The organism is Leptospira bandrabouensis, assembly GCF_004770905.1.
In the GTDB taxonomy this organism is placed as follows: domain Bacteria; phylum Spirochaetota; class Leptospiria; order Leptospirales; family Leptospiraceae; genus Leptospira_A; species Leptospira_A bandrabouensis.
In genome coordinates this window covers 77,178-99,216 of record NZ_RQHT01000001.1, presented here as the reverse complement: position 1 = coordinate 99,216, position 22,039 = coordinate 77,178, and the positions used below count along the sequence as shown (strand labels likewise).

The 22,039-nt window shown below is 34.9% G+C and carries 20 protein-coding genes; 5 read left to right on the top strand and 15 right to left on the bottom strand.

What is annotated here, in order from left to right:
* Window positions 1–73 precede the first annotated feature (73 nt).
* The 6 genes from EHR07_RS00425 to EHR07_RS00395 form a co-directional block, all read right to left on the bottom strand.
* Complete coding sequence (locus EHR07_RS00425; RefSeq protein ID WP_135743244.1) at window positions 74–1,318, bottom strand: hypothetical protein; 1,245 nt, start codon at window positions 1,316–1,318, stop codon at window positions 74–76.
* A 282-nt stretch (window positions 1,319–1,600) separates the two neighbouring features.
* Window positions 1,601–2,623, bottom strand: coding sequence for a hypothetical protein (locus EHR07_RS19040; RefSeq protein WP_167483338.1), 1,023 nt, complete (start codon window positions 2,621–2,623; stop codon window positions 1,601–1,603).
* A gap of 20 nt (window positions 2,624–2,643) precedes the next feature.
* A complete protein-coding gene (locus EHR07_RS00410) occupies window positions 2,644–4,626 on the bottom strand; it encodes a hypothetical protein (RefSeq protein ID WP_135743241.1) in 1,983 nt (660 codons plus the stop codon).
* A gap of 20 nt (window positions 4,627–4,646) precedes the next feature.
* Window positions 4,647–6,125 (bottom strand): terminase large subunit domain-containing protein, encoded by a 1,479-nt coding sequence (locus tag EHR07_RS00405; RefSeq protein WP_135743240.1) that lies wholly within the window; start codon window positions 6,123–6,125, stop codon window positions 4,647–4,649.
* The gene (locus EHR07_RS00400) at window positions 6,118–6,621 is read right to left on the bottom strand and encodes a hypothetical protein (RefSeq protein WP_135743239.1); all 504 of its coding nucleotides are present in this window, start codon (window positions 6,619–6,621) and stop codon (window positions 6,118–6,120) included. The genes EHR07_RS00405 and EHR07_RS00400 overlap by 8 nt, the downstream gene beginning before the upstream one ends.
* Window positions 6,621–6,956 carry a hypothetical protein gene (locus EHR07_RS00395; protein ID WP_135743238.1) on the bottom strand — a complete coding sequence of 112 codons (336 nt, stop codon included), beginning with the start codon at window positions 6,954–6,956 and terminating at the stop codon, window positions 6,621–6,623. Before EHR07_RS00395 ends, EHR07_RS00400 begins: the two co-directional genes overlap by 1 nt.
* A 1,615-nt stretch (window positions 6,957–8,571) precedes the next feature.
* Between EHR07_RS00395 and EHR07_RS00390 the strand changes: the two genes are divergently transcribed.
* The 3 genes from EHR07_RS00390 (at window position 8,572) to EHR07_RS00380 (ending at window position 12,713) form a co-directional block, all read left to right on the top strand.
* Window positions 8,572–10,410, top strand: coding sequence for a hypothetical protein (locus EHR07_RS00390; RefSeq protein WP_135743237.1), 1,839 nt, complete (start codon window positions 8,572–8,574; stop codon window positions 10,408–10,410).
* Between the two features lie 837 nt (window positions 10,411–11,247).
* On the top strand, window positions 11,248–11,724 hold the full coding sequence (locus EHR07_RS00385; protein ID WP_135743236.1) for a hypothetical protein: 477 nt from the start codon (window positions 11,248–11,250) through the stop codon (window positions 11,722–11,724).
* A 365-nt stretch (window positions 11,725–12,089) separates the two neighbouring features.
* Window positions 12,090–12,713: an SOS response-associated peptidase family protein gene (locus EHR07_RS00380; protein ID WP_244288892.1), complete on the top strand. Its 624-nt coding sequence runs from the start codon at window positions 12,090–12,092 to the stop codon at window positions 12,711–12,713.
* 802 nt (window positions 12,714–13,515) lie between these two features.
* Here EHR07_RS00380 and EHR07_RS00375 read toward each other — a convergent pair.
* From EHR07_RS00375 to EHR07_RS00350, 6 genes are all read right to left on the bottom strand, one after another.
* Window positions 13,516–13,848 (bottom strand): hypothetical protein, encoded by a 333-nt coding sequence (locus EHR07_RS00375; protein WP_135743234.1) that lies wholly within the window; start codon window positions 13,846–13,848, stop codon window positions 13,516–13,518.
* Window positions 13,849–13,948: 100 nt separating this feature from the next.
* Window positions 13,949–14,257 (bottom strand): hypothetical protein, encoded by a 309-nt coding sequence (locus EHR07_RS00370; RefSeq protein ID WP_135743233.1) that lies wholly within the window; start codon window positions 14,255–14,257, stop codon window positions 13,949–13,951.
* Between the two features lie 133 nt (window positions 14,258–14,390).
* On the bottom strand, window positions 14,391–14,660 hold the full coding sequence (locus EHR07_RS00365; protein ID WP_135743232.1) for an HNH endonuclease: 270 nt from the start codon (window positions 14,658–14,660) through the stop codon (window positions 14,391–14,393).
* Complete coding sequence (locus EHR07_RS00360; protein WP_135743231.1) at window positions 14,647–15,780, bottom strand: hypothetical protein; 1,134 nt, start codon at window positions 15,778–15,780, stop codon at window positions 14,647–14,649. Before EHR07_RS00360 ends, EHR07_RS00365 begins: the two co-directional genes overlap by 14 nt.
* Window positions 15,781–16,457: 677 nt before the next feature.
* Complete coding sequence (locus EHR07_RS00355) at window positions 16,458–16,913, bottom strand: dihydrofolate reductase family protein (protein ID WP_244288893.1); 456 nt, start codon at window positions 16,911–16,913, stop codon at window positions 16,458–16,460.
* Between the two features lie 131 nt (window positions 16,914–17,044).
* Window positions 17,045–17,929: an alpha/beta hydrolase gene (locus tag EHR07_RS00350; protein ID WP_135743230.1), complete on the bottom strand. Its 885-nt coding sequence runs from the start codon at window positions 17,927–17,929 to the stop codon at window positions 17,045–17,047.
* A gap of 70 nt (window positions 17,930–17,999) precedes the next feature.
* Here EHR07_RS00350 and EHR07_RS00345 point away from each other — a divergent pair, with 70 nt between their 5' ends.
* The gene (locus EHR07_RS00345; RefSeq protein WP_135743261.1) at window positions 18,000–18,431 is read left to right on the top strand and encodes a DUF1499 domain-containing protein; all 432 of its coding nucleotides are present in this window, start codon (window positions 18,000–18,002) and stop codon (window positions 18,429–18,431) included.
* A 9-nt stretch (window positions 18,432–18,440) separates the two neighbouring features.
* On the opposite strand, the gene EHR07_RS00340 is transcribed toward EHR07_RS00345, so the two are convergent.
* Together EHR07_RS00340 and EHR07_RS00335 are read right to left on the bottom strand one after the other, a co-directional pair.
* Window positions 18,441–19,541 (bottom strand): NAD(P)/FAD-dependent oxidoreductase, encoded by a 1,101-nt coding sequence (locus tag EHR07_RS00340; RefSeq protein WP_135743229.1) that lies wholly within the window; start codon window positions 19,539–19,541, stop codon window positions 18,441–18,443.
* Between the two features lie 30 nt (window positions 19,542–19,571).
* Complete coding sequence (locus EHR07_RS00335) at window positions 19,572–19,811, bottom strand: hypothetical protein (RefSeq protein WP_135743228.1); 240 nt, start codon at window positions 19,809–19,811, stop codon at window positions 19,572–19,574.
* Window positions 19,812–19,855: 44 nt separating this feature from the next.
* On the opposite strand from EHR07_RS00335, the gene EHR07_RS00330 reads away from it, so the two are divergent.
* Window positions 19,856–20,449 carry a methyltransferase gene (locus tag EHR07_RS00330; protein ID WP_341867192.1) on the top strand — a complete coding sequence of 198 codons (594 nt, stop codon included), beginning with the start codon at window positions 19,856–19,858 and terminating at the stop codon, window positions 20,447–20,449.
* 41 nt (window positions 20,450–20,490) lie between these two features.
* On the opposite strand, the gene EHR07_RS00325 is transcribed toward EHR07_RS00330, so the two are convergent.
* Entirely contained in the window at window positions 20,491–21,930 is a 1,440-nt protein-coding gene (locus EHR07_RS00325; RefSeq protein WP_135743226.1) for an APC family permease, read from the bottom strand.
* Window positions 21,931–22,039 lie beyond the last annotated feature (109 nt).

Here is a 22,039-nt window from a genome sequence, read left to right as displayed (position 1 = left end):
ATTAGTAGTGGTCTATAAAATAAAAAAGGGAGCCTCATGGACTCCCTCTTAGTTAAAGGTTGTTACTTAACGATTAAGAATAAGTAATCCCTGTTAGTTTTACAGCAAGTGAAGGGTTTTGCAAGATTACTGCTCCATTATAGTTTAGGAATAGTAATTTACCTGGACTTGTTTCTTGAGTGTGGAAATAATCTCCCTCTTTTTCAGTCCATTGCCAATCATTCGCACCGATGATTTTTACCTGTTTAGGTGGAATCAAGAATGCTTCACCTTCTTTCACCATAGCATGAGGAAGAATAGAAATTTCTCCGTTAGCTGAAAAGAATTTCAAAGCCTCGAATCCGTTCTTTGCTTCTTTAGAAGAGTAAGAACCATCGAATTTTCTTTGACTTGCTTGATCTGACATTAACTTGTTGAATGCTCTAGGGTTAAGATATAAATCTAAGTCCTCCATACATCCACGACCCATAGCTACAGCGATAGCATCATTGACCTTAGCCATAGAAATGTTTCCAGCTACGTTATAGCTAGAAGATCTCCAAAGATCCACTTCACCAGCATCTATTCCAAACAATTCTCCTGTATTGGTAAGGATTTTGTTGAGTCCTGCCATAGATTGACCCTTAGCAGTTTTCACGTAGACGTGTGCAGAGTTAGAATCTAGATATGTATCTAATGCTGTGATTTCTGGAGCTGTAGAATCTACTGTAAGTCTTCTGTTTTCACAGTCTACACTAACGATAGTTACAAAAGATACTCCTGTGACTTTAACTGTATCGGCTGTATTGTAGATTTCTAATTTCTTTCCTTTACCACCTACCCATAATCCACTAGCCCAAGAAGCTGAAGAGAATTGAAGAGTTGTTCTGGTTGCACTTACGTTTGTTGAGCCTTCGATTACTCCTAATGTTGTGTCACCATAAAGCAATTGAGATTCTACGATTGCAGAACCACTTTCGATCATCGACTTAACTAGTAAGGAAGTTCCTTTTTCGAAAGCTTTTACGCCTGTAGAGGCTCTGTTAAAATCTTCGATGGAAATTCTATCTCTTAGATAGATTGAAGCTCCTTGAACTTTTACTGACTTCGTACTCATCCCGTTAAGGGGTTCGTATTCAACTACACCACCATTGTCTGGAGCCGCGTACGTGATTGAGTTTACATGACTGATTTTTACTGGAAAAACGTATTCTCTACCTGTTTGTTTATCTGCTCCAATAAACTTATGTTTTTTTTGTATTACTGCGAAGTTCGGTACTAAGTTAACCGCATCTCCGTAAATTTGCTTAAAATAAGCATTTATATTTGAACCTGACATTATATATTCCTGTTTTGTTTTATGTTTTAACCTTCCTCACGTTGTTTCGTTTAACATTGAATAGTCTTGTGACGTTCTCAGTTTCCTTAAACTCAGTTACAAAATAGAATTAGATAAGGGTAGTCTTGCATCCATAGAATCGTTATCTATTAACTCTCAATGGTTAGTTGAGGGATTAATAAATTAGTAGGGATGTATAAATTAATTTTTAGTTTTGAGTGTGTAGAAATAAAAAAGGGAACCTTAAAGGCTCCCTCTTGTAAGTGATTTGAATGCTTGGGTTTAGTATCCGTTGTTTAAACCATTGAACCAATCATCTAAAGATCCTTTTCCCTTTTTAATCTTAGTCATCGTCCCTTTAGTTGGATTGACTGTAGTTACATAAGGATTTTTTAGTTTTTTGATTTGCTCTTGTTGAATAGCCTTGATTGTTTCTTCTCCAAGTTCTTCGATTAAAGAATTTACATCTTTCTTTTTATATCTTTCCACTAAGCGTCTATCTTCTTTTTCGAGATCTTCTTTGACTAATTGTGCTATGTCGGCGAAGGTAACGGGGAGTTGATTTTGAATTGCTTTCTGTACAATCACTACAAATTTTTTATACGTTGAGGTATCTTTAGGAAGGTTATTTTTTTCAATTTCAGTTAGGATTTGTTTGTTGAATTGCTCTAAATGAAACTGTTTCGCCTGTTGGTTTCGATGATATTCCTCTTGCTGTCTTCTTACGTTTTCTTGTTCCTCATAGTATTTAAGTTTCTGTTTGGCCTCGTAAGTTTCTCTCTCTTCATCGGTCATCTGTTCGTATTGGATTTTTTCCCAGATCCTTTTTTCAGCGAGTTCATCTATATCTATTCCTAAATGACTTAATACTTCTAATGGATGATCTTTGATTTTGTCGATTAAAGCATTAGTTTCTTTTTGAATTTCAATGGCTTGTTTTTTCACGTAAGAAGCTTTTCTAAAGTTTTCATCTCCTGAACGATCCTTTTGATAAGTATTAACCAAATCTTGGATCTTAACCTCTTCTTCTTTACCATTTATTTTTACTTTAATAGTATCATTAGAAGATTCTTTTTTTTGAGGTTCTTTTTTAGGAGTTTCGTCTTTAACTTCCTTTTCTGGAAATTTATCTTCTTCCTCTTGAGGCTCTTTTTCTTCTTGGGAAGCTATGTAATCCGCTTTTTCCTCTGGAGACATTGAAGCGAAATCTATTTCATCTTCATCCTCTGTTTGTTCTATTTGTTCCGTGTTTTCGGTGGATTCATCTACTAAGGTAGAATCGTCGAATTCAATTTCATTTTCCATTTTGTTTTCCTGTGATATATTTATTGTATATTTCCGTTTGAAGTACCTGTAACTGGAGCGGGTGCTTCATATCTTTGGTCTGTTCCTGCAATTACTGGTTGGTTCGCTGGTTGTGTGTTTGCCATCATTGGCGGTCTATTTCCATTCATTGGAATAGGTTGGCTTGTTCCCTGTGTAGGATTGACCTTCTGCATTGACATTTGGTTGAATAAATCAATGTTACCCTGTGCCTGTGATATATCTGCCATAAGCCTGTCATGTTCGGCAATGTGATCTAGTATTTGTGCTGTAAGCTCTGGATTGTTCCTCGTCTCAAGGTTGTTAAGTAATGTTAGGTGGCCTTGCTTGTGAAGTAAATGGTCGTCCGTGACTATTGCTCTTACAGGTTTACCCGCTAACATATATTCGTTCTCTTGTTGTATGAATATGTTTGTGGATTCTTCTAAATCTAAAACTGTATCTAGGTTCCCTGTAGTGATTACCTGAATATACTCTTGAGGAGTTAGAGCATTTTTACTCATTAAGTCTTGAGCGATTGAGATTTTACCTGAAATGGTATCAGATAGAGGATTCCCGATAGAAACCTTAACTCTATTTACTAATTTTAAGTCATCTCCAGAGAATTCCTTCACATAGTATTCGTTATTAACTCCTGAAATGTTAGCGATTCTCGGAACTGTAGCGAAGTTCTTGAGAATCGAAACAAGACAGGTTCCTACAGACTCTAAGAGCATATTGTAAGAGTGCTGGAGGTTAATGTTAAATGATACTGATTGAGCGACAAATAACGCATAGGCACTACCAGAAGCATTAGCTCCCAAGGCTCCTGTTTCACCCCTACGAACTGGATTGACCCCTGAGATCTTAGTCGCCATTTGCTCTAAAGAATTTATAAATTGAAAGATTTCTCCTGGAGTTTGAAGTAAATTTATAGGAGTGATTTGTCCTGCACTTGTGTCATACTCTAAGATATTCATTCCTTCGCTGATTGTATGATAGTCGAAGTTTGAACCTTTCGGTATTCCAATGTTAGTTGATCCAAGGTTCGCTTGGTTAGTTAAAATTGTCGAAACTAGTTTGTTGTATGCCTCGAATAGTGGCAGTAGGTCGTATAACGGAGAATAGGCGAATGTAATGTCTTGTAGAGGTGCTGTGTCAAATGAGAAAACCGCTATGTTGTCATAAGGAAGTGGAGTATCTATAAGAATAATTTCTGAGTTTAAGAACTGGACTAATCTCCCTTCAGGTAATGATTCACATTTTTTATGTCTGAATTCATATAAGGCTACAGTCTCGTCATCCTCAATGAAAGAAGTATGTTCTGTATAGATGTTACGTTCGATGTCTTTCCAGTCATATTCTAGTCCCGAAATCTCTTCGGCAAACTCTGGAAAACTCGCTATAAGATCATATTTATTTACTTTTTTTCGAATGATGACCCAAGGCTCTCCATCTGATTGTTTTTGAATGGGTCGAATTACATCTAACTCATTGTGAGCTGTGAATTTTAAATCTCCATCATATACAGGTTTTCCATTCTCATCGACTGAAATGATATTTCCGATTGTGGGAGACCATTCTAAGGAGATCCATCCTCTACCATAATCTAAACCATTTGAAATTACATCTTTGAGTATAACCTCAAGACGTTTCTCAGATAGATAATAATCTAATAGTCCTCTTGCAAGTTTGGTTTGAGTTTGGGATTGAAAATCTGTATTGGTTGCTTGGACTGTGAATTTAGGTCTAACCTCTGTTACTAGTGATGTTAAATTTGTCTTAAATGATCGAAGATTATTAATTTTTATCTTTTTATATTCTCCGTTTCTTCCTCGGTTTTTAATTGAGGCTCCATCGGTAACGACTGTATTTAGTTCGGTGTATATTTTTTTCCAGGTAGCTAATTGTCCGCTAGAAGTTACGGCTCGGTAATAGTTTTCAATTTTTGTATCTAATTTTTCGCCTAATTCTTGTCCTGTTAGTAAAGCCCAATATGGTTCCATGTATAATTCCTGTTATCTGATTACTCATCCCTTCCAAATGCTTTCTTTAAAGCGTCGAAACGAGAGTGGTTCTGATAATTAGTATTACCGTTGGAAACTATGTGATAATCCTTGGTTGGATCTAGAGTTTGAATCAATGGAATAGGGTTAGAGTATGTATCTAGAGAGATTGCTCCATAAATAAGAGAAGATAAAGCGTCGGCGTGACCTATAACCTTGTTTCTTTGGTAGTCGCTTCTATTAACATTCCATAAAGCAGATTTTAAGGTTGTTATTAAGAGTTTACATTTTGGATCTATTGCTATTCGATTCTCTGAAAACATAATCTTCAGTCTATTCAACATAGCTTCTTTAGTTTGTTTGATTACTGGATAAATGTAGTAATTGTAATTCCTTCCTAGATCCGAGAAGAGTAATGGGTTATCATTGTCACCGACTCGCTTGTAAGGTTGAATTCCTCCAAAGGTTTCCTTTTCTACTCGCTGAACGTTAGAGGCTATAATGTCAGTTGTTAAAGTGTTATTTTCATTTTCAGATACCCATTCAGCTTCGATATATAATGTAGCTTCTTGAAATACATAAGTTCCAAAAAGAAAAACGGTGAAATCACTGAATCCTAAATCAGCCATAACGTATCTATGATGGAATTGATTGTATTGATCTATTGTTCTAGATCTAACGTGAATAGATTCGTTGAATTCAGGAACAATATGACGTTTTTGATCTATGATTCTTTTACAAAGATATTCTCTATCCCAAGAACCTATTTCGAGTTTTTCCGCTTCCTCACGGTAACGAAATATAACTGATTCCGAATAGTCGCTGGTATGAATATCATAGATTTGTAGAGTTCCGTCGGCTTCTGCATTATCTACAAGCTGTTCAAAAAAATGAGTAATATCCTTTGACCTTGTAGAAGATATGATTACTTGTCCGTTAGTATCGAACGTAGAAGGCATTATAATGGATGATAGAACGTAGTCTAATTGATCTATGTAACCAGCCTCATCCAATAGAATAAGGTTAGAGGTTGTTCCTCTTATAGATTCGTGAGAGTTATTATCAGAGCCATATAGATGAATCTCGGAACCGTTCGGGAAAGTGTAGGCTTGATCCTGGACATTGAATTTAGGAATTAACTCAGAAGGACAATCTTTAAGGATCTTATTAAAGATAGGTTTAAGAATTTTACGGAGCTGTTTAAGGTTAGGAGCTACAATTCGAGCGATAAACTTTTCATTTTTAATACATTCTTCTACAATATAAGTTATAATAGAATAAGTCTTTCCCCACCTTCTAGAACAGAGTATAACTCTAGATGAGTGACGAGCCTCAATTGTATGTAATGATTCGAATAATGGTATTTGATATTCTCTAATTTTGAATTTAAGATTACCTCGTTTCCAAAGTTCCCTAGTAATTTGAGCTTTAGTTATTAGAGCCTTTTCAAATTTTCCCTTTTCATTCCTTGGTTGAAAAGCCGAAAGCATCCTAGCCATTAGGAACCGCCTTTACAGTGTCACCTGTAAGAAGTTTTTCTAGATCATCATCCGTAAATGATTCAAGGTTTAAGTTTACCTGAGTATCATTGATTACCTGAATGTTAATAATATCTTTGTTAGTTGCGAAATTACTATAGAGTTCTAATGTCTTTAGTGCTAGGATTGGATTCTCATCCTCCATTGCCTTCCTGTAAAGGGAGAGATACATTGTAGAGATTCTCTTATGAAGAGTATCTAATTCATCTTTAGTTCTCTCTTTGAAAAGGCCGTAGACTCGAGTAAGTTCCCTATAGGCTCTATCATCCGAGAGGTTATAAGTTCGAGCTATCCACTCTATAATCTGATCTGAAGAGTAGCCTTCTTCGAATTTTCTTGCTATCTCTACGGTTCGGAGTTCAATTTCTACAGTTTGACCCCTGGTTTTAGGTTTTGATTTAGATTTAACCTTGGGAAGATTTGAAGTCTTCTCCTTGGTTTTCTTTGGAGCTGGCATTAGAAATTTTCAAGTTTACGAATTCTTTCCAAAGATTTTGATTCTTGGAGTTCTATAGATTGGATCTTTTTAGAAGTTTCTGTTTTATATGTCTCAAACTCTTGTTTTATTGATTCTATAAGTTCTCTATTAGTTACAATGCGTTCGGACTTAAAATTGATATATCGTTTGTGAGCATAGTTAAGAAGAACTAGTCCAAAAATGAGAAAATCAATAATGTCATGAGTAAAGGTAACTCGAGCTGTTAGAATATAGATTAGAAGGGTAGTGATTGAAAGTTTTTTGTCTGAAGTGATGAGATTAATTGAATTTAGAAAATTCTTAATGTATGTCATGTATAACGCCCTAAGGTAGTTTATGAGAGTTCGATCAAGGGGTACGAATCACTCACAGTTAATTAGTAGGTGTTAAATGTTTTGAATTTCGGGGGAACTCTCAGGGCATAAAAAAACCCCTGGATTTTACTCCAGAGGCTTCTTCTTTCGTTCACATTTTTTTAATCTACAATAGTATAAATTTAAGTTAGATCCAATCCTAGGATGGTCTTGACCTACGCATGAGAATAATCCCTACGTTAACGATCACAGCAAACTAACTCACTGGTTCGAGGAACATCTAATCTACAATGGTAGACAGTTGGTTAGTTCCTCTATACTCAGAATAGTTTTCTCTAGGGAATCTGCAATCAATTTTTATTTTGTAAGATCAAAAAAAGTTAACTTTCGTTAATGCAATAATTTTTCTTGACAACTTTTAGAAGCACCACCTAACAACGTTTGAGACATATACCAGTAAGAAAAAATAAATTTTACATTGACGAAAATGAAAAACCCCCTGGATGACTGAATTTCCAGAGGGCTTTAATCAATAGTATTTTTAAACCTGAGTAGGAACATTTTTTGAGGAAAATGCGTTCGTATCACGATTGTATATAATTAGTAGGGTCAAAAAAAATGGCAGATAGCTTTTACACTACCTACCAGTTTTAATAAGGTTTTAAAATTTAAAAGGTAATCGTTCGTTCAATGGCTGTAGAAGGAAGGATTATACATTATTAGTAGATGATTATAATTTGATTTTTATTACTTCTATATGAATAAAAAAATACCCTTAAAACACACTAGAATCCATTTAGAAAGGATCTACAGGATTTCGGGCTGTGGAATAAGTATTGATTAACTTGAACATAAATTCGCTCGATCCTTACGGATCTCACTCCACCCTAAAGAATAAAAATCAGAGTAAATTCGCTTAGATAAGTTACCTCAAAATAATTTTTGATTACCTCGTAGGTTTAACTAATCATTAAATCGTTCCAGTCGCTTCGCTCCTTTCACTTTTAAAGGTTTTTGACTAATCTACGAAATTTACCTATTATATATAGTATGTATAATACATAGGTAAGTTTAGTAGATTTTAAAGGGTGGAATGAGGAGCGATTAGCTCCGAATGAAACAAATTTAAAGGAATTAGAGCTTACCTATGAGATTTTAAGACTATATTGAAAGAACTTATTACCATAGTTACCTTAGATTCCTATTTTCCAGTTACTTATTGGAGTATAAGTTATCAAATACTTATTCCATAATCCGAAGTTTAGTAGATCCAAACTTGATTCACTAGCGTAATTTGCCTGTTTTTTTGTAGGTGAAGAAACAAAAAACCCCCTAGAGGTTAATCCAGAGGGTTTTTATAGACAGTAATTTTTTTAAAAGGTTCTTCTATGATAAAGAAACATTTATATTATATTAGTATCATGTATTAAACATTTTTTCAACTTATTTTCGATGTAACTAGCAAAATTACACTGTTTTTTCGTTATTAAACATTAACATAATTTTAATTGACAAACTTCTGTTAGGTTATTTTATACTTGCTTTTTTAAACCAGTATTTTGTACCTCTACTAATTAAATAGGGAAATCTGACAGTTACCCTAAAGGTTACAAAAATGGAAAAAACATTTAACACATTAGATTTTGATATAAATAATCTAGACAATTATCAAGATCCTACTCTCAAATCATTACTTGATACATACTTTAATTCTTTAACTTTAGAGGTTCAAGATGAGCATTATACTCAATTTTGTTATGATAAGGTAATTGAAAGAATCAATTTCCTTGAGGATAACAAAAGATATAATGAGAATTTTAATCTTTACATTAACGAATGTACAAGTCAAACAGAGACTCTAATACGTAAGTATGATCATAAGAGGAAGGTTCAATACTCGCTAACTCCTAAGAGGTTTATCTCAAATATAATAACTCAAGATCCAAAAAAATTACTTAATCCTAAACATCAAATTAATTGGATTAGAGCCTATATAGTTAGAAGTATTCGCTCCTCAATTCCTTTAGATCTACTTAAAAATGAGCTAAAAAAAGCTATTTCCGAGGAGATTTATGGCTCAATCCTCCCTACTCTTGAGGAAGAATACCTAGCTTTAGAATATAATGTAGCTCCAGAATCTAATAGCTTTTTGGGATATTTATCTATACTTCATGAAAATAGTTTCCTAATTGATTTTGAGAAATTATTCGGAAGGTCGGCTAGTTCTGTTAGAGCGTTATATCAAGCATTATGTTTAATTGCTGAAAATAATGGATCTAAAACGATATTATTTGAGTCCTTTAAGAACCTTTCACTTAAAACAAAAACTAAAATAGGCCATGCTACGATTAAGAAGCTCCTTATTCTTATGAATGATAAAGGAGTAATAACTGTAGTTTTTACGAATAAAGAGAAGAATGAGGAACTCAAAACTGAATTAGCATTAAGATTAAAGAAGAAAGAGATAACTCTTGATGAGTATAATTTTGAACTTAAGAAAGGAATCAAACCTGAGTATCTTGAATCTATAGTATTAAAAGACAACAGTCACTTAGTAACCTTAAAAAACAAGGTAACCACTCCATTCTTTAAGAGTGAACTTCTTAACATTAAATCTTTAGGTAAACGAGGTAACGAGCTATTCTGGTTAATTCAATCTAATCCTAATGGAATGACTATGGATCAGATCTATTCTCTATTTCCTAATTTAAAAAATAAAACTAATTCATTAAGAGATAAAGTTAATCAGTTAGTTTTCTTAAGATTTCTAAGAAAAGAAAATAACAGATTTATAGCTGATACTCATGATTTCATTTTGAAAATTGAGAAAGCTAAAGAGCTAGATGTTTCGAAGGCAGAAAAGAGAAAGGAAAAACCATCCAATTATATTTTCGAAAAACATAAGGCTGATATGATGTATAGAATGGGAGAACATCGAGAGGAAGTAATTCAAATGTTTTCGGATGAGAATATCAAAAAAGTCATTTTAGAAAACAAGAAACAGCTTAAACTTCTTGGAAGATATAAGAATGGTTTAACTGAGAAAGAATTCCTTTCCAAAATTAATAAAAAAACTACAGATTATATCTATATCGATATGTTATTCACCTTAGGGATAATTGATTATAATCCTGGAACAGAAAAGCACTCCCTTAATAGAGAACTATTCAAGATACATACTAATAATAATAACAGAGAGGTTAGAATACCTCATCAAAATGGATTTGGACATTTTCTAGAAAAACAAGTTAGTGATTATGAGAGGGATAGACGCATGAAAGAAAAATACCAAGAAAGCTTCCTTGAAAGAAGGAAATTCCAGGAGTTTGAGAAGATGATTAAGGAAGGTGTTCCTTCCCGCAAATCGGCTGAGATCGTAGACGCTCGGGATGAGCATCTAAACGAGCCTGGATCATTCTCTATGGTTCAATGGTTAAAGGAGAACGTTGGATAATTACAATTCGAACTCTTTAATACAATGTTCCATTATCATAGGAAGGAGTATTAAAGAAATAATTCCTTTTTTATTGTAATTGTCGTTTAGCCATAAGAGGTTTTTATTCTTACCCTGAAATACCCGTCGAAAAAGTTGGTTGTATAAATAGTTAATCATACCATTTAGACGGCGGTCAAAAAATGACAATGACGGAATTTCCTGTCATATAAACCATTCTGGATAATTATTTATAAATTCTGCATAATACTTAGAGATATTTCCCTTATTGTCGAAATTACATTTCAAGGCTTTGAGAAGGTCAAATCTAGATAATCGATTATATGTGTTTATCCCAAAATCATCTTGGAAACCGTTCCATTCCCAATCCCGCATAAATTCTCTATATTTATCTAAATGAATTTGTTTTTGGAAGTACCTTTTTGACGAGGTTTTGATATTTTTACCCATAAATTTGCTCCTATATTATTTTTCCAAAAACTTTGAAAAAATGCTGAAAATTATTGATTTTGAGGAAAAAACCTCACGTTCAGGAGTCCACAGCGAATTAAACGGACAACCGAAACAGTGGGGACAGACTTCCCTTGCTCTATTTTGAGTATTTTTTTAAAAAATTACTCATTCCCTATTATATTGTCGGCAAAACCTTCCGATACTAACCGACTTTCATAAATTATTCGGCGATTTAGGCGAAATGTTGGTAATTTTTTTGAAATAGAGAAATTTAAATTTTAGAGAGCTACTAACTATATAAGGATTTGAACTAGAGAGGTAAAACTCTCATAGAGGATAGGCTAAGGTAAATTGCCATTTAACTAAAATTAAATGGAGCCTATTATGGACACTAAAACAAAACAAACTTTGGATGAATCACATCTAGAGTCCCTTAACGCAATTATCTTAAGAGAGATAATTAAGTATAACCGAAACAACAAAACAAACTTCAATGAAGTTCACGTATTGAATGCTGTCACAAAATATAACAGACCACCAAAGAACAAAACTAAAGCTACTGCCTTCAATGAGTTTTACTCAAAAGATCTTTCAGAATTAGAAATCAAGATTCTCGATCTTTTAGAAGAAGAATCTATGACAAGGAAAGAAATCTCTAAGGCTCTTAATGTAGAGTTATGTACGATATCTGGAATTATCGCCAACGTATTTTTAGCGAACGAATGGGTAGAAGTTTCGAAAGAAAGAGCCTGTAGAATATCAGGGAACAAAGTAGAAGAACTTCACATTACAAGAATAGGAAAACAAGCCTTATATGATTCTGCATATATCGAACAAGGTAAAAAATTATGTTTGGGATAGTGTGGTTGTTAATCTTAGTAGTGGTCTTTGGTTGTATGATATATTTGGAATATAAGGATTACGTGAAAGAACGAAATGAATTTAAGCGTCTTATAGAAAAAGTGTCAAGGGAAAATAACAAATAACGGGTGTTAAACATTATTGACGAGTAAATGACCTCTCTGGAGAATGTTCCATGAGAGGTTTTTTTATGCCTATAGAGATTGGAGAATTTTGGGAATCTGTTCTTAATGATTGGATACAGGGTTACACTGAATCAGGGTTTGAGGCTATGGAGTGGGAACAATTCAGTAGAGATTTGGAATTGACGTAGATACTCGGATAGTTTAAAATTCTTCCCTATGTGTAACCTGTTATCGTGGAGATTGTTTCTTGCGAATGAGCCGAAAGAACCCTGGTTCAACCATCTTCCCAAGGAGACAATTGATGAAATTTTAAAACAGTCTGGTCAAGTTTTTGAATTCAAATATCCGAAATCTCAGGTTCAATCGTTCCAGTTAGTAGGAGAGTCTGTCATATCATCGACGGATCACTGGGGAACAAAACCCTCATGGTGTCCAGACCTTCTAACGAATACTAAGTCTGAAAAACTAATAGCCTCTCCTTTTTGGGGGAAGTTTACAAAGAACAGGATACTAGTTCCCGTTCATTCGTTCGTAGAGTGGCAGGCACAGAAGACGGGCAAGAAGCATAAGTTCGAAATCACGTTCAAAAATCCTAATACTTTCTTCGCTGGGATATGGGGAGAGGAGGACGGACAAAGATGGATTACGATTCTTACTCAGGTAGCTAACGAGAAAATGAAGACAATCCACAATAGCGGGGACAACAAACACCGCCAACCTGTAGTTATGCCAGACCATTTCCAAGACGCATGGCTAGACCCGAAGGTAACTAATCCGAAAGACATAACTGATTTACTTTATCAGTTCGCACCAGACGAGACTATAGAGGTAGACCACAATAGAGAAGAGACCCTTTTCGGGTAAGTTGGCAGACAAAACCTGGGACAAAAATACTTGACATAAAATAATAAATAAAAATAATTCAGTATATAGAAAAAACGGAGAGTTTTTTACGCTCTCCAGTGGAAAATGAAATGGAAGTTTTACAGGGGGATGTCCAGATCTCCCTGTTTTATCCGTTCTACTGTCTCTTTAATCCAGATACCAATCTTCCAGAAATCAGAAATTATCCTGAATACTAGTATCCAATCTACGGGTTTTCCCTTAGTAGAAATACCCGATTTTTGACTAACACGCTTTCGGCTAGTCCCCTTTGTTTTAATTTTTTTAGGCTTCATGATGAGCCTCCTTTCTTATTTTTTGAACATCTTCATAACCTTTCCTTATATCTCCTGGAGACGGATTTGACATAATCCGACCTGTCCTTTTGTCATAGTGGTCACTCAGTTTTGAGTTATCAATTTATTTTTGAGGTTCGACTTTTTAATTTAAGAATTTGGTAAAATTCAATTGTGGCGATTCTGTCACCACTACGATTTCTTCTATGGAGTGAATAATTAATTCGGGTTTGAAAATTTTTTATGTGAGTCGGTTAAATTTGATTCGGCAAATATCACAGAAGTTAGTTGGACGTTTGTTTAGTATATAATCGTTAAGTTCAATCGGATTATAGAAGATGTTTTTTAAATTCTTCGGAGAGTAGTTGGGGACGGAATGTAGCCCGCAATAAGACTGGAGCCGTCCTTCCTCAATTAGATTGAAGAGGTGAGACTCTCTATTTAATTTTAGTAAATGTATTTCTTTTTTTAATTCTTTAAAATTCATTTTATACCAATAAGTTTTTACTTATTGATTCTAAATACTTTTTGAAAGGGATATGGTTTTCTTTAGTTGATGTTAGTAAAAATTTTTTATCTGGAAATAAAGCATAAACTAACTTATTGGTGTCATCATAGGCCATGACTATTTGAGAAGTTCCTTCAAATTTATCTTGTAACCGCTTCCTAAATGAAACGTTTCTAATTCTGCTTATTTCTATGACTCTGATGTTTAAATTTCCTAAAATGGGGTCTTCAACATTTTCTATTATATCTCCGTGAATATAATTGTCAGTAAAATCTGATTCCTCTAGTTCGAATGCCAAAAACTCATTTTTCATAGATACCTCTTAAAAACCTAAATTATATCTCACCTAACGGGACTGTCAACCACTAACAGAGCGACATAAGGCGACATACCACACATTCTGGGAAGTTGGGTTAAAAATTTCTCCAATTACATTTTTTTACTAGGTGTAAAATTGGAATGTCCCATTCATCACGGGTAACATCGGTTTTACGTCGGTTGAAATTTTCAACGAGCCTCGAAAGGGGTATTGGCTCTGGAACTTTGCTGGATGTCTCAATTCTTTTCCTCTCCAGTTTTAGAATTATCTTATGAATTCTATCTTCATCATTTGCTAGAGCCATATTAGTAGAAACCAGCGTACTAATTTTTCGGTTCCACTTTCCTTTTTCAGCTTCATTGAAATAGCAATTGTTTTTGATTTTGAAATACTTATATGACATCCGTGTCCGTTCCTGTTTTTCAAAATTCTTTCTACATAACCTATAAGCAGATTTACGCCAAGAATTAGGGGAAACGTAGATTTCCTCCAGTTCATGAGTTAATACTCTATTCTCTAGATTAACTATGATTGATTTAATGATATGATAGTTGTAATTCATTCGCTAAAATAACTTTACAAAGTTCAATAATTTCTTCTTTGGTTTTGAATCGTTTCAATTCTTTAAGCGAACGATCCACAAGGCAGAGATTTTCTAGGCAATGATTGCCACCCATAGTTAGGGGAATAATATGTTCTATTTCAATGTTATCATAGGTTAATTCCAAACCTGAAATGTAACATCTAAATTTCTGTTCCTGTAATAAGGTGCGAATGTGACCAGCTCTTAGTTTAAATTTTTCCATTTAGTTTTTGCTCCATAAAATTTGAATATAATAGATAATACAGTTTTACGTTTTTAACTTTAAATTTCATTACCTTCCTGTATCGCTCCTTTCTCTCAATGATTTCGGCTATGCCATATTCATTCCATTTTCTAATAATAAATAAAACCTCACGTTTATCTAGTTCTAGTTCCCTGGATATTAAATCCACATCACACCATTTCCTTGTTTCTATTGTATTATAGATCTTAAATGCTCTATGGTTATATTCTACCTCATTTTTCATTCTATCTTTTTCATTGAAAAATTTCCAGTAATAATCGTTCTGGAGTATTGCCGATCTATAATCTTTGTTATATTTTGATACGTCTTCCTCTTTGTATTGGTTTATAAGTTTTCTATTTTTAAGTTTAGTTCGTTCTTCTAAAGTTAAAGGAACATAGATGAAATCCGAAATTTGAAATTTTTTTGTTATTATGTATGGTGAATAAAACTTATCTCCTTCAAACACACTAGACCCAATTAGAAGCTCTCTCAAGTGTTCTGCAAACCTCACGTTAGAAAGAAAAGAGAACTCATCCATATACAATTTTGAGAGGCGTGGAGTTATATATTGGTAAGCCTTAAAGCTTCCCTTAATAAGTGCGTTCTTCGCCTCTGCTGAATTGCTAGTTACCCCTTGCTTAGTGATCCATCTTTCCCTTGACATATTCCATCGTGGGTCATTACTTCGCTTAGAGTGATTTACTGATTTATGATTTTTATAGTCCCAAAGGAATTCATAACCTTGGTCAGTCCAAAGTATTGAAGACTTAGGAAATTTTTCTTCTAAATCTTTTTGAAGGTAATAACTATTCGCTAATGGTAAACTTGTGTAAAATGTCCACTTGCCGACGACTCCAGTAGTATGACAAAGGATTCCTTTCTGTTCCCCATTCTTGACTGAATTAGAAAGGTATATTGAACTAACGCCTGTATTATATCTTCTGGATCTGAATGAGTTTGCTCTCAAACTTGAACTGAACAAAATCACTGAATCTGCTACGCAAACAGGGTTTTCCTTAGCTATTTCTTTATAACTTCCTTCCTTTGGAAGTGTGATTGGATTTTTCTTATAATGTTCATCTAGTTCCCGATACATTTGTTCCCTTAGTTTATCATTAAGTAGCGAACAAAAGATTTGAATTCGTCTTTTGAGTCTATAACTAGACTTATACGGTAAATTTAACTTTCTGGAAATCTCGCTAGAAGTGTAAGACTTAGGGTAACTTAGAATTTGATTTTCTAGGATATATGAAAAATAGGATAGGGGTAGTTTGAATCTATCTAAAGGGGTGTTAGCTGTTATGCTGACTTGTTTATAACAGTTACTACATCTTGCCATTGTAGGTCTGTTTTTGAATTTGTGGAAAACTAAATTAGGGTTATCACAGCCACAAGTTTTGGGGAATAGCTTTGAGAGGATCGTTAGGGTTTTTGTAGCATAGATTTTGTCGAGTTCAGGTGAAGCTTTGAGGGGGTTTGTGTAGTTCTTGAAGGGTTTATTTTTGCGGGGTTTGAGGGAGCTTCTAATTGGGTTAGTGTGTGCTATAGACCTAGTAGGCCTTCGAGCAAAATCCCAATCAATCGCAGAACAATCATTATACAATTAAATCGACACAGAACAGTTTTTTTAAGCCGATTCGCTTGCAACCCATAGGGAGAAGTGATTCAGATAAGCCGACTCAGGAAAGGAGGCGCCGAATTAAGCCCTAACTTGTAGTACGGTTTCGGAGTTACCTCGCTCTAAACTATTCAACCTCAAGATAGTAAGTCCGTTTACCCTAGGTGTTTCGGTTTGTAATATAGAATGACTGCACCACAGCCAAACCTTTTGGTATCTGTTAAATGTAAGTTTATTTTTTCTTTAATATCTTCAAATAAAACTAAACCACTTCCTGCGATGATTGGATGCACACAAAGTTGGAATTCGTCTATAAGCTTTGCTTTTGTCAAAGCTAAAATCAAACTTGGACTGCAGACAAAAACGTTTTTACCTACTTGTTGTTTCAGTTCTAAAACTTCTGAGTTTAGATCTCTCGTTGCTAATTTTGCACTTTTCCAATCTAGGTTTTTTAGTGTCCGGGAAAAAACAATTTTCGGAGTTCCATCTATGGCGATGGCAAAGTCATTCATCTCTGGATCGTCTGTTGGTTTTTCGAGAACAGTTCGCCAATACTCCATAAGCTGGTAAGTGATCCTTCCATACAATGCGGCATCAGCAGTTCGTAGCAGGTCAGCATAATGTTGATGTATTTCCTTGTCAGCGATCCCTGATGTATTTCCTTGTCAGCGATCCCTGATGTATGGTCACAAAATCCATCCAGTGTCATATTGATTGCGGCAATTATCTTTCTCATAAAGTTTTATCGTAAATACTTTTGAAAAAATCCCACCGCTCTAGATTCCGCTACTTTAGGTGCAAAATTCCAAAGTCGTTCGTGCCGATTACATTCAGGAGACCAGAGAGATTTTGGTTCACCAGCTTTTGCAAATAAATCTAAAGCGTGATGGTAATCCACGTAATCATCTTTGGTGCAGTGAAAGATGATTATCGGTCTTGGACTAATGGATGCAATTTTATCAATGGGCCTTACGGAATCTATGTCCATATCCCCACGAAAGTTTAACGCCAGTTTTACCAAAGGAATGAGTGGATAATAGGGGATTCCGAAATCTCGATTGGCAGATTCAACTAATACATCAATCGCACTTCCATAACCACTACTAAAAATGCCTGCTTGAATTTCTGGATGGTCTGCCATGGCGATGATACTTGTGGCAGATCCCATAGAAAATCCAAAAATACCTATCTTATTGTATCCGTTTGTTTTTAGGAAAGAAAGGGCAGCCTCCACATCTTTTTGTTCATGAAATCCCATTGAGGCAAAACCGCCATGATTTCTCCGTAAACTCAGTAGTAGTAAATTGTATCCTGCATTGTGTAAACTTTTGGCAAACCTAAGGCCTTCGTTTCTTTGACCTCCATGCCCATGCACAAGGAGGATGGTGGCTTTTGCATTTTTCGTTGGAATCCAGTAACTAACAAGGTTAAGTTTGTCCTCGGTTTTAATTTCCACTTCTTGGAACTCTAACCCTAATTCCGATGGCCCATTACAATAAACATGGTGTTCCAAGTTACATTTTACTGTTGGATAAAGAACCAAACTAGAAAAATAATAAGATGCAATGAAAAGTAAAATGATACTAATCATCAAAGCAGAAAATAAATACTTTTGAATTCGTTTCATGAGCGATTTAAAATAAGAATTTTTAGAAATTCTGCAAGTAAAAATTCCTATGTTTTTAAATTTAGGAAGTATGGAAGCTGCCTTATCCGTTTTTTTTATTTGTTGTATGAGTGTTCTTAGTCCACTCTCTGGAGTGACAGATGGGGAATTGAGAGGGTGCCCGCCATCACCTAACTGTGTTTCTAGCCAGAGTATGCAGTACAATTTCATACATAAAATTGACCCCATCACTTATACAACTTCAAGGCAAGTCGCCTATGAGAGAATCTCCAAATATTTCCATGAATCAGAAAACATTTGGATCAGTGAAGAAAAAGAAGGGGAATACATTCGTGTGATTTTTTTCACAAAAGTATTTAGGTTTCCAGATCGGGTGGAGATTTACTTCCCGGAAGATAAACAAGAAGCTCAAATCAGGTCACAATCCATACTAGGGTTATGGGATATCTTTGCCAATCGGAGACGTGTGAATCAGTTTAGAGAATTACTCGCAAAAGAATAATTTGATATACTAATATAGTAAGTTGTTGTGAGATAAAAAGGAAATTCCTCCGACGATCCTTTCTATTTTGGCTCCAAAAAGCCAATCTCCGAGAATGGTGATTCCTGTTTCTTTGCAGAGTTTTTTCCATTCTTCAAATTTTTCTGAGTCCAGATCAAGCGATCCTTCTTTTCCTAATAGAGGGATCTGTGCTTGTGCATATTTCCATCTATGTAACCAAATTAGATTCGGTTCCGGTGCACCAAAAAAGTTTTTTAATCCTTGCACCAGTATCTCTTTGGATTTAGGTGTTGGATTTTTTTTCCGATCCATCCAATCCTCAAAATGAGTTTCAGAAAAAATAGCTCCAAATTGTACAAGGAGACCAGAGTCAGTTTGAATTTGGTTAGGATACTTGATACTTTCCCAACTTTGATACTCCCAATTCTCTCCTCGATTCAGTGTCGTTGTAATGGGAATGGGAGCAAGCGGGTCCAATAAAATTTCTTTCCAGTTTGGTTTCCAATTGTTCCAATAAAAATAACTAACTAAAGTTTTACGATAGTCATTGTAATTTTCTAAAAAATCACACCAACGTTTGAGATTTTGATTATTTTCGGAATTTTGAAAAATTTCTAGAATTTGGGGTATGGGAAGTGTTAAGATGATGTTTTTTGCGAATATTGATTTTATATGTTTATCGGGGGAAATTAAAAATTTTAAATGCCAGGTTTTATCCTCTGTCAATTTTATATTCTTTAAAGTATGGCTCTGAATAGATTTTTTATCACCTAACATGGAAGTGACTAGGTGAACCATACCTTGTTCTGGATAAAAATGAGTATCATCATAGATTGGCTTGATTGGTATACGGACTGAGTTTGATTTCCAAATTTCAGAAATAGAATAATTTGTTTCTTGTCCCAACCAACTAATTTTCATTTTGTCTGAAAACATGGTGGCCCCAAAATCAAAGGGAGAAATATCATTTATAAATTTGCTTGATAACCTTCCTCCAGGAAATTTACCTTTATCAAAAACTACCACATCTGGATGTAACATGCTTACGGTGGCTGCGGAAATTCCTGCTCCCACAACCACAGGTACTTGGTAACAATCGTTTGGATTCATACAAACTCGGTTTATGAGGTTTGTTAAAAATTATAATTGTTTGATTAGAGTTTTCAAATCATTAATGAGAGAGAAAGGAACTGGTTTTATTTCTTCTGCAAGTTGGATCGTATCTTGGATGGTGCGTGTGAGGACTTGTTTTTCTGCAGTATAGGCAGCTTGCGGCAATTTGGACTTGTTTTTCTTAAAAATCGTAACTTTATTATCGATGATTTCGATCATTTGGTTCAAATACTGTATCTTTTGGTCCATAAACCAAAGTTTTAACATAATGGAATAAAATGAGAAACCAATTTTTTTACAAAGGAAAGAAAATGGACGTAGGGGTTCCAATGACAGATGAACTTTGGGATTCTTATCTTCCGAAAAAATTCCAGTCACTATCTTCATTCCAATGGACTCCCATTCCTGTCATTGAAAGGACTTGGAAATATCTTTCCTTAGAAAAAGAAGTTACTTCTCTTGTGGATTTAGGTTCGGGAGTTGGTAAGTTTTGTATTTACCTTTCAATATTAGCAAATCGATCTATAAATATTTTGGGATTAGAAGATAGAGAAGAGTTAGTGGATTTGTCTCTGTCATTGAAAGCACTTTGGAATACACCAGAAGTGAATTTCAAAAATATAAATTTTTTAGATGAATTTCCTTATGGTCACTCTCATTATTACTGTTTTAATCCTTTGTATGAAACTATGAAGGGAAGTCATTCTATCGATTCTACGAAAATTAAATCGGCAAATCAGTTTTTAAAAGATTTAGAAATCCTAAAAAGGAAACTCTACCAATTAAATTCAGGAACAAAACTAATCACATTTCATGGGTTTGGTGGAAGTTTTTTGGCTGGATTCCGTATTGTTTTAAAGGAAGAAATTGCCTGTGGTGAGTTCTTAGTTTGGGAAAGAGAATAGGTTCTTTCCCAAATCAAATTGGAACTTTATAAAAGTTATGTTTAAGAAATTTTCCTCTGTAAATGAGGTTTTTTGATTAATAGATACAACATCCCCGTAGAGATTACTATGAAAGTTGTAAAAATCATTCCGTAATTGATATACCAGGGTTCTTCGGGAGTTCTAGGCCAAACCATATTAGCAACTGCTGTTACTCCGTAAAACAAAGCCAAAACATTGATCCAAACACCGAGTTTCCCTAATGTAAAGGAACCAGATGGTTTCCAACCTTGATACCGGGCATATAAGGCAGCAATGACTACCATTTGGAAGGCAATATAAATTCCAGCAGAAGCAAAACTAATGATGGTAGTGACTGCATCTTGTAACCAATGACCCATACTTGCAATTAAAATAGGGATAAGCCCTGTGATCACGAGAGCATTTACTGGAACTTTGTTTGCTTTGGAAAGATGATTTAAGTATTTGCTTCCAAAAATCATTCCGTCCCTTGCAAAAGAAAACAAAAGGCGACTAGCGGCGGCTTGCAGACTGAGTAAACAAGACAAAAAAGAAATCATTACAACTATAATGACTATACGATAACCAGTCATTCCCATTGCAGAAACGAGGGTAGTGGTGACAGGATCACTATCCTCCCCTGAAATGGCTTTATCAATATTAGGAACGGCAAGTAAGAGTGCTAAACATACAAAGGTGGCGGCACCACCGCCAATATAGATTGTCATTCGCATGGACTTTGGAATCGCAGAACCTGCATTTGGTGTCTCTTCGGCAACATCACCACAAGCTTCAAATCCATAATAACAAAACATAGCTGCCACAGAGGAAGCAAGGAAAGCTGGAAAATAATTCACACCTTCGCCAAAAGAAAAAGTATTCCAAAGGATAGACACTGAATTTACCTTTGCAAAAAATAATAAATAACCACCAACAACAACTGCACCAATCAGTTCACATAAAAATCCAAAGAATGCAACTTGAGCAAGGAGTCTTGTTCCACTTAAATTTAAAATTGTAGATATAAGAATCATCAGAATGGCGATCCAAATAAATCCAGAATTCCCAAATTCGATTCCGATCAGTTGGCTTAGAAATGGTGCTCCACCCACACTTACCGCAGCCACAGTTGTAAATAATGCCCAGGCATACACCCAAGCCGACATCCAAGCCCAACGTTCTCCCACCAAACGAAGGGACCACGGATAAATCCCACCCGAGATAGGATACTGGGAAACAATTTCACCAAATACCAAACAAACTAAAAATTGGCCAAAACCAACGAGAAGGTAGTTCCAAATCATGGGAGGTCCACCGGCTTGGATGGCTAGGGCAAATACGGAATACACACCCACAACCGGTGAAAGATAAGTGAATCCCAAGGAAAAATTTTCCCAAAAACTCATACTGCGGTCAAACTCGGACCTCAGTCCTAAAGCCTCTAATTGTGCTGTATCCTGATCCATCGATTTTTGATTCATGAATGATCCTTTGGCATTTGTTTGTAATGTTGATCCAGGAATGGTTTTAGAGACTGCCTTGTTTTCTACAAACGATTTTGTTTTTCCATTGACGAATTGATTTTTTGTA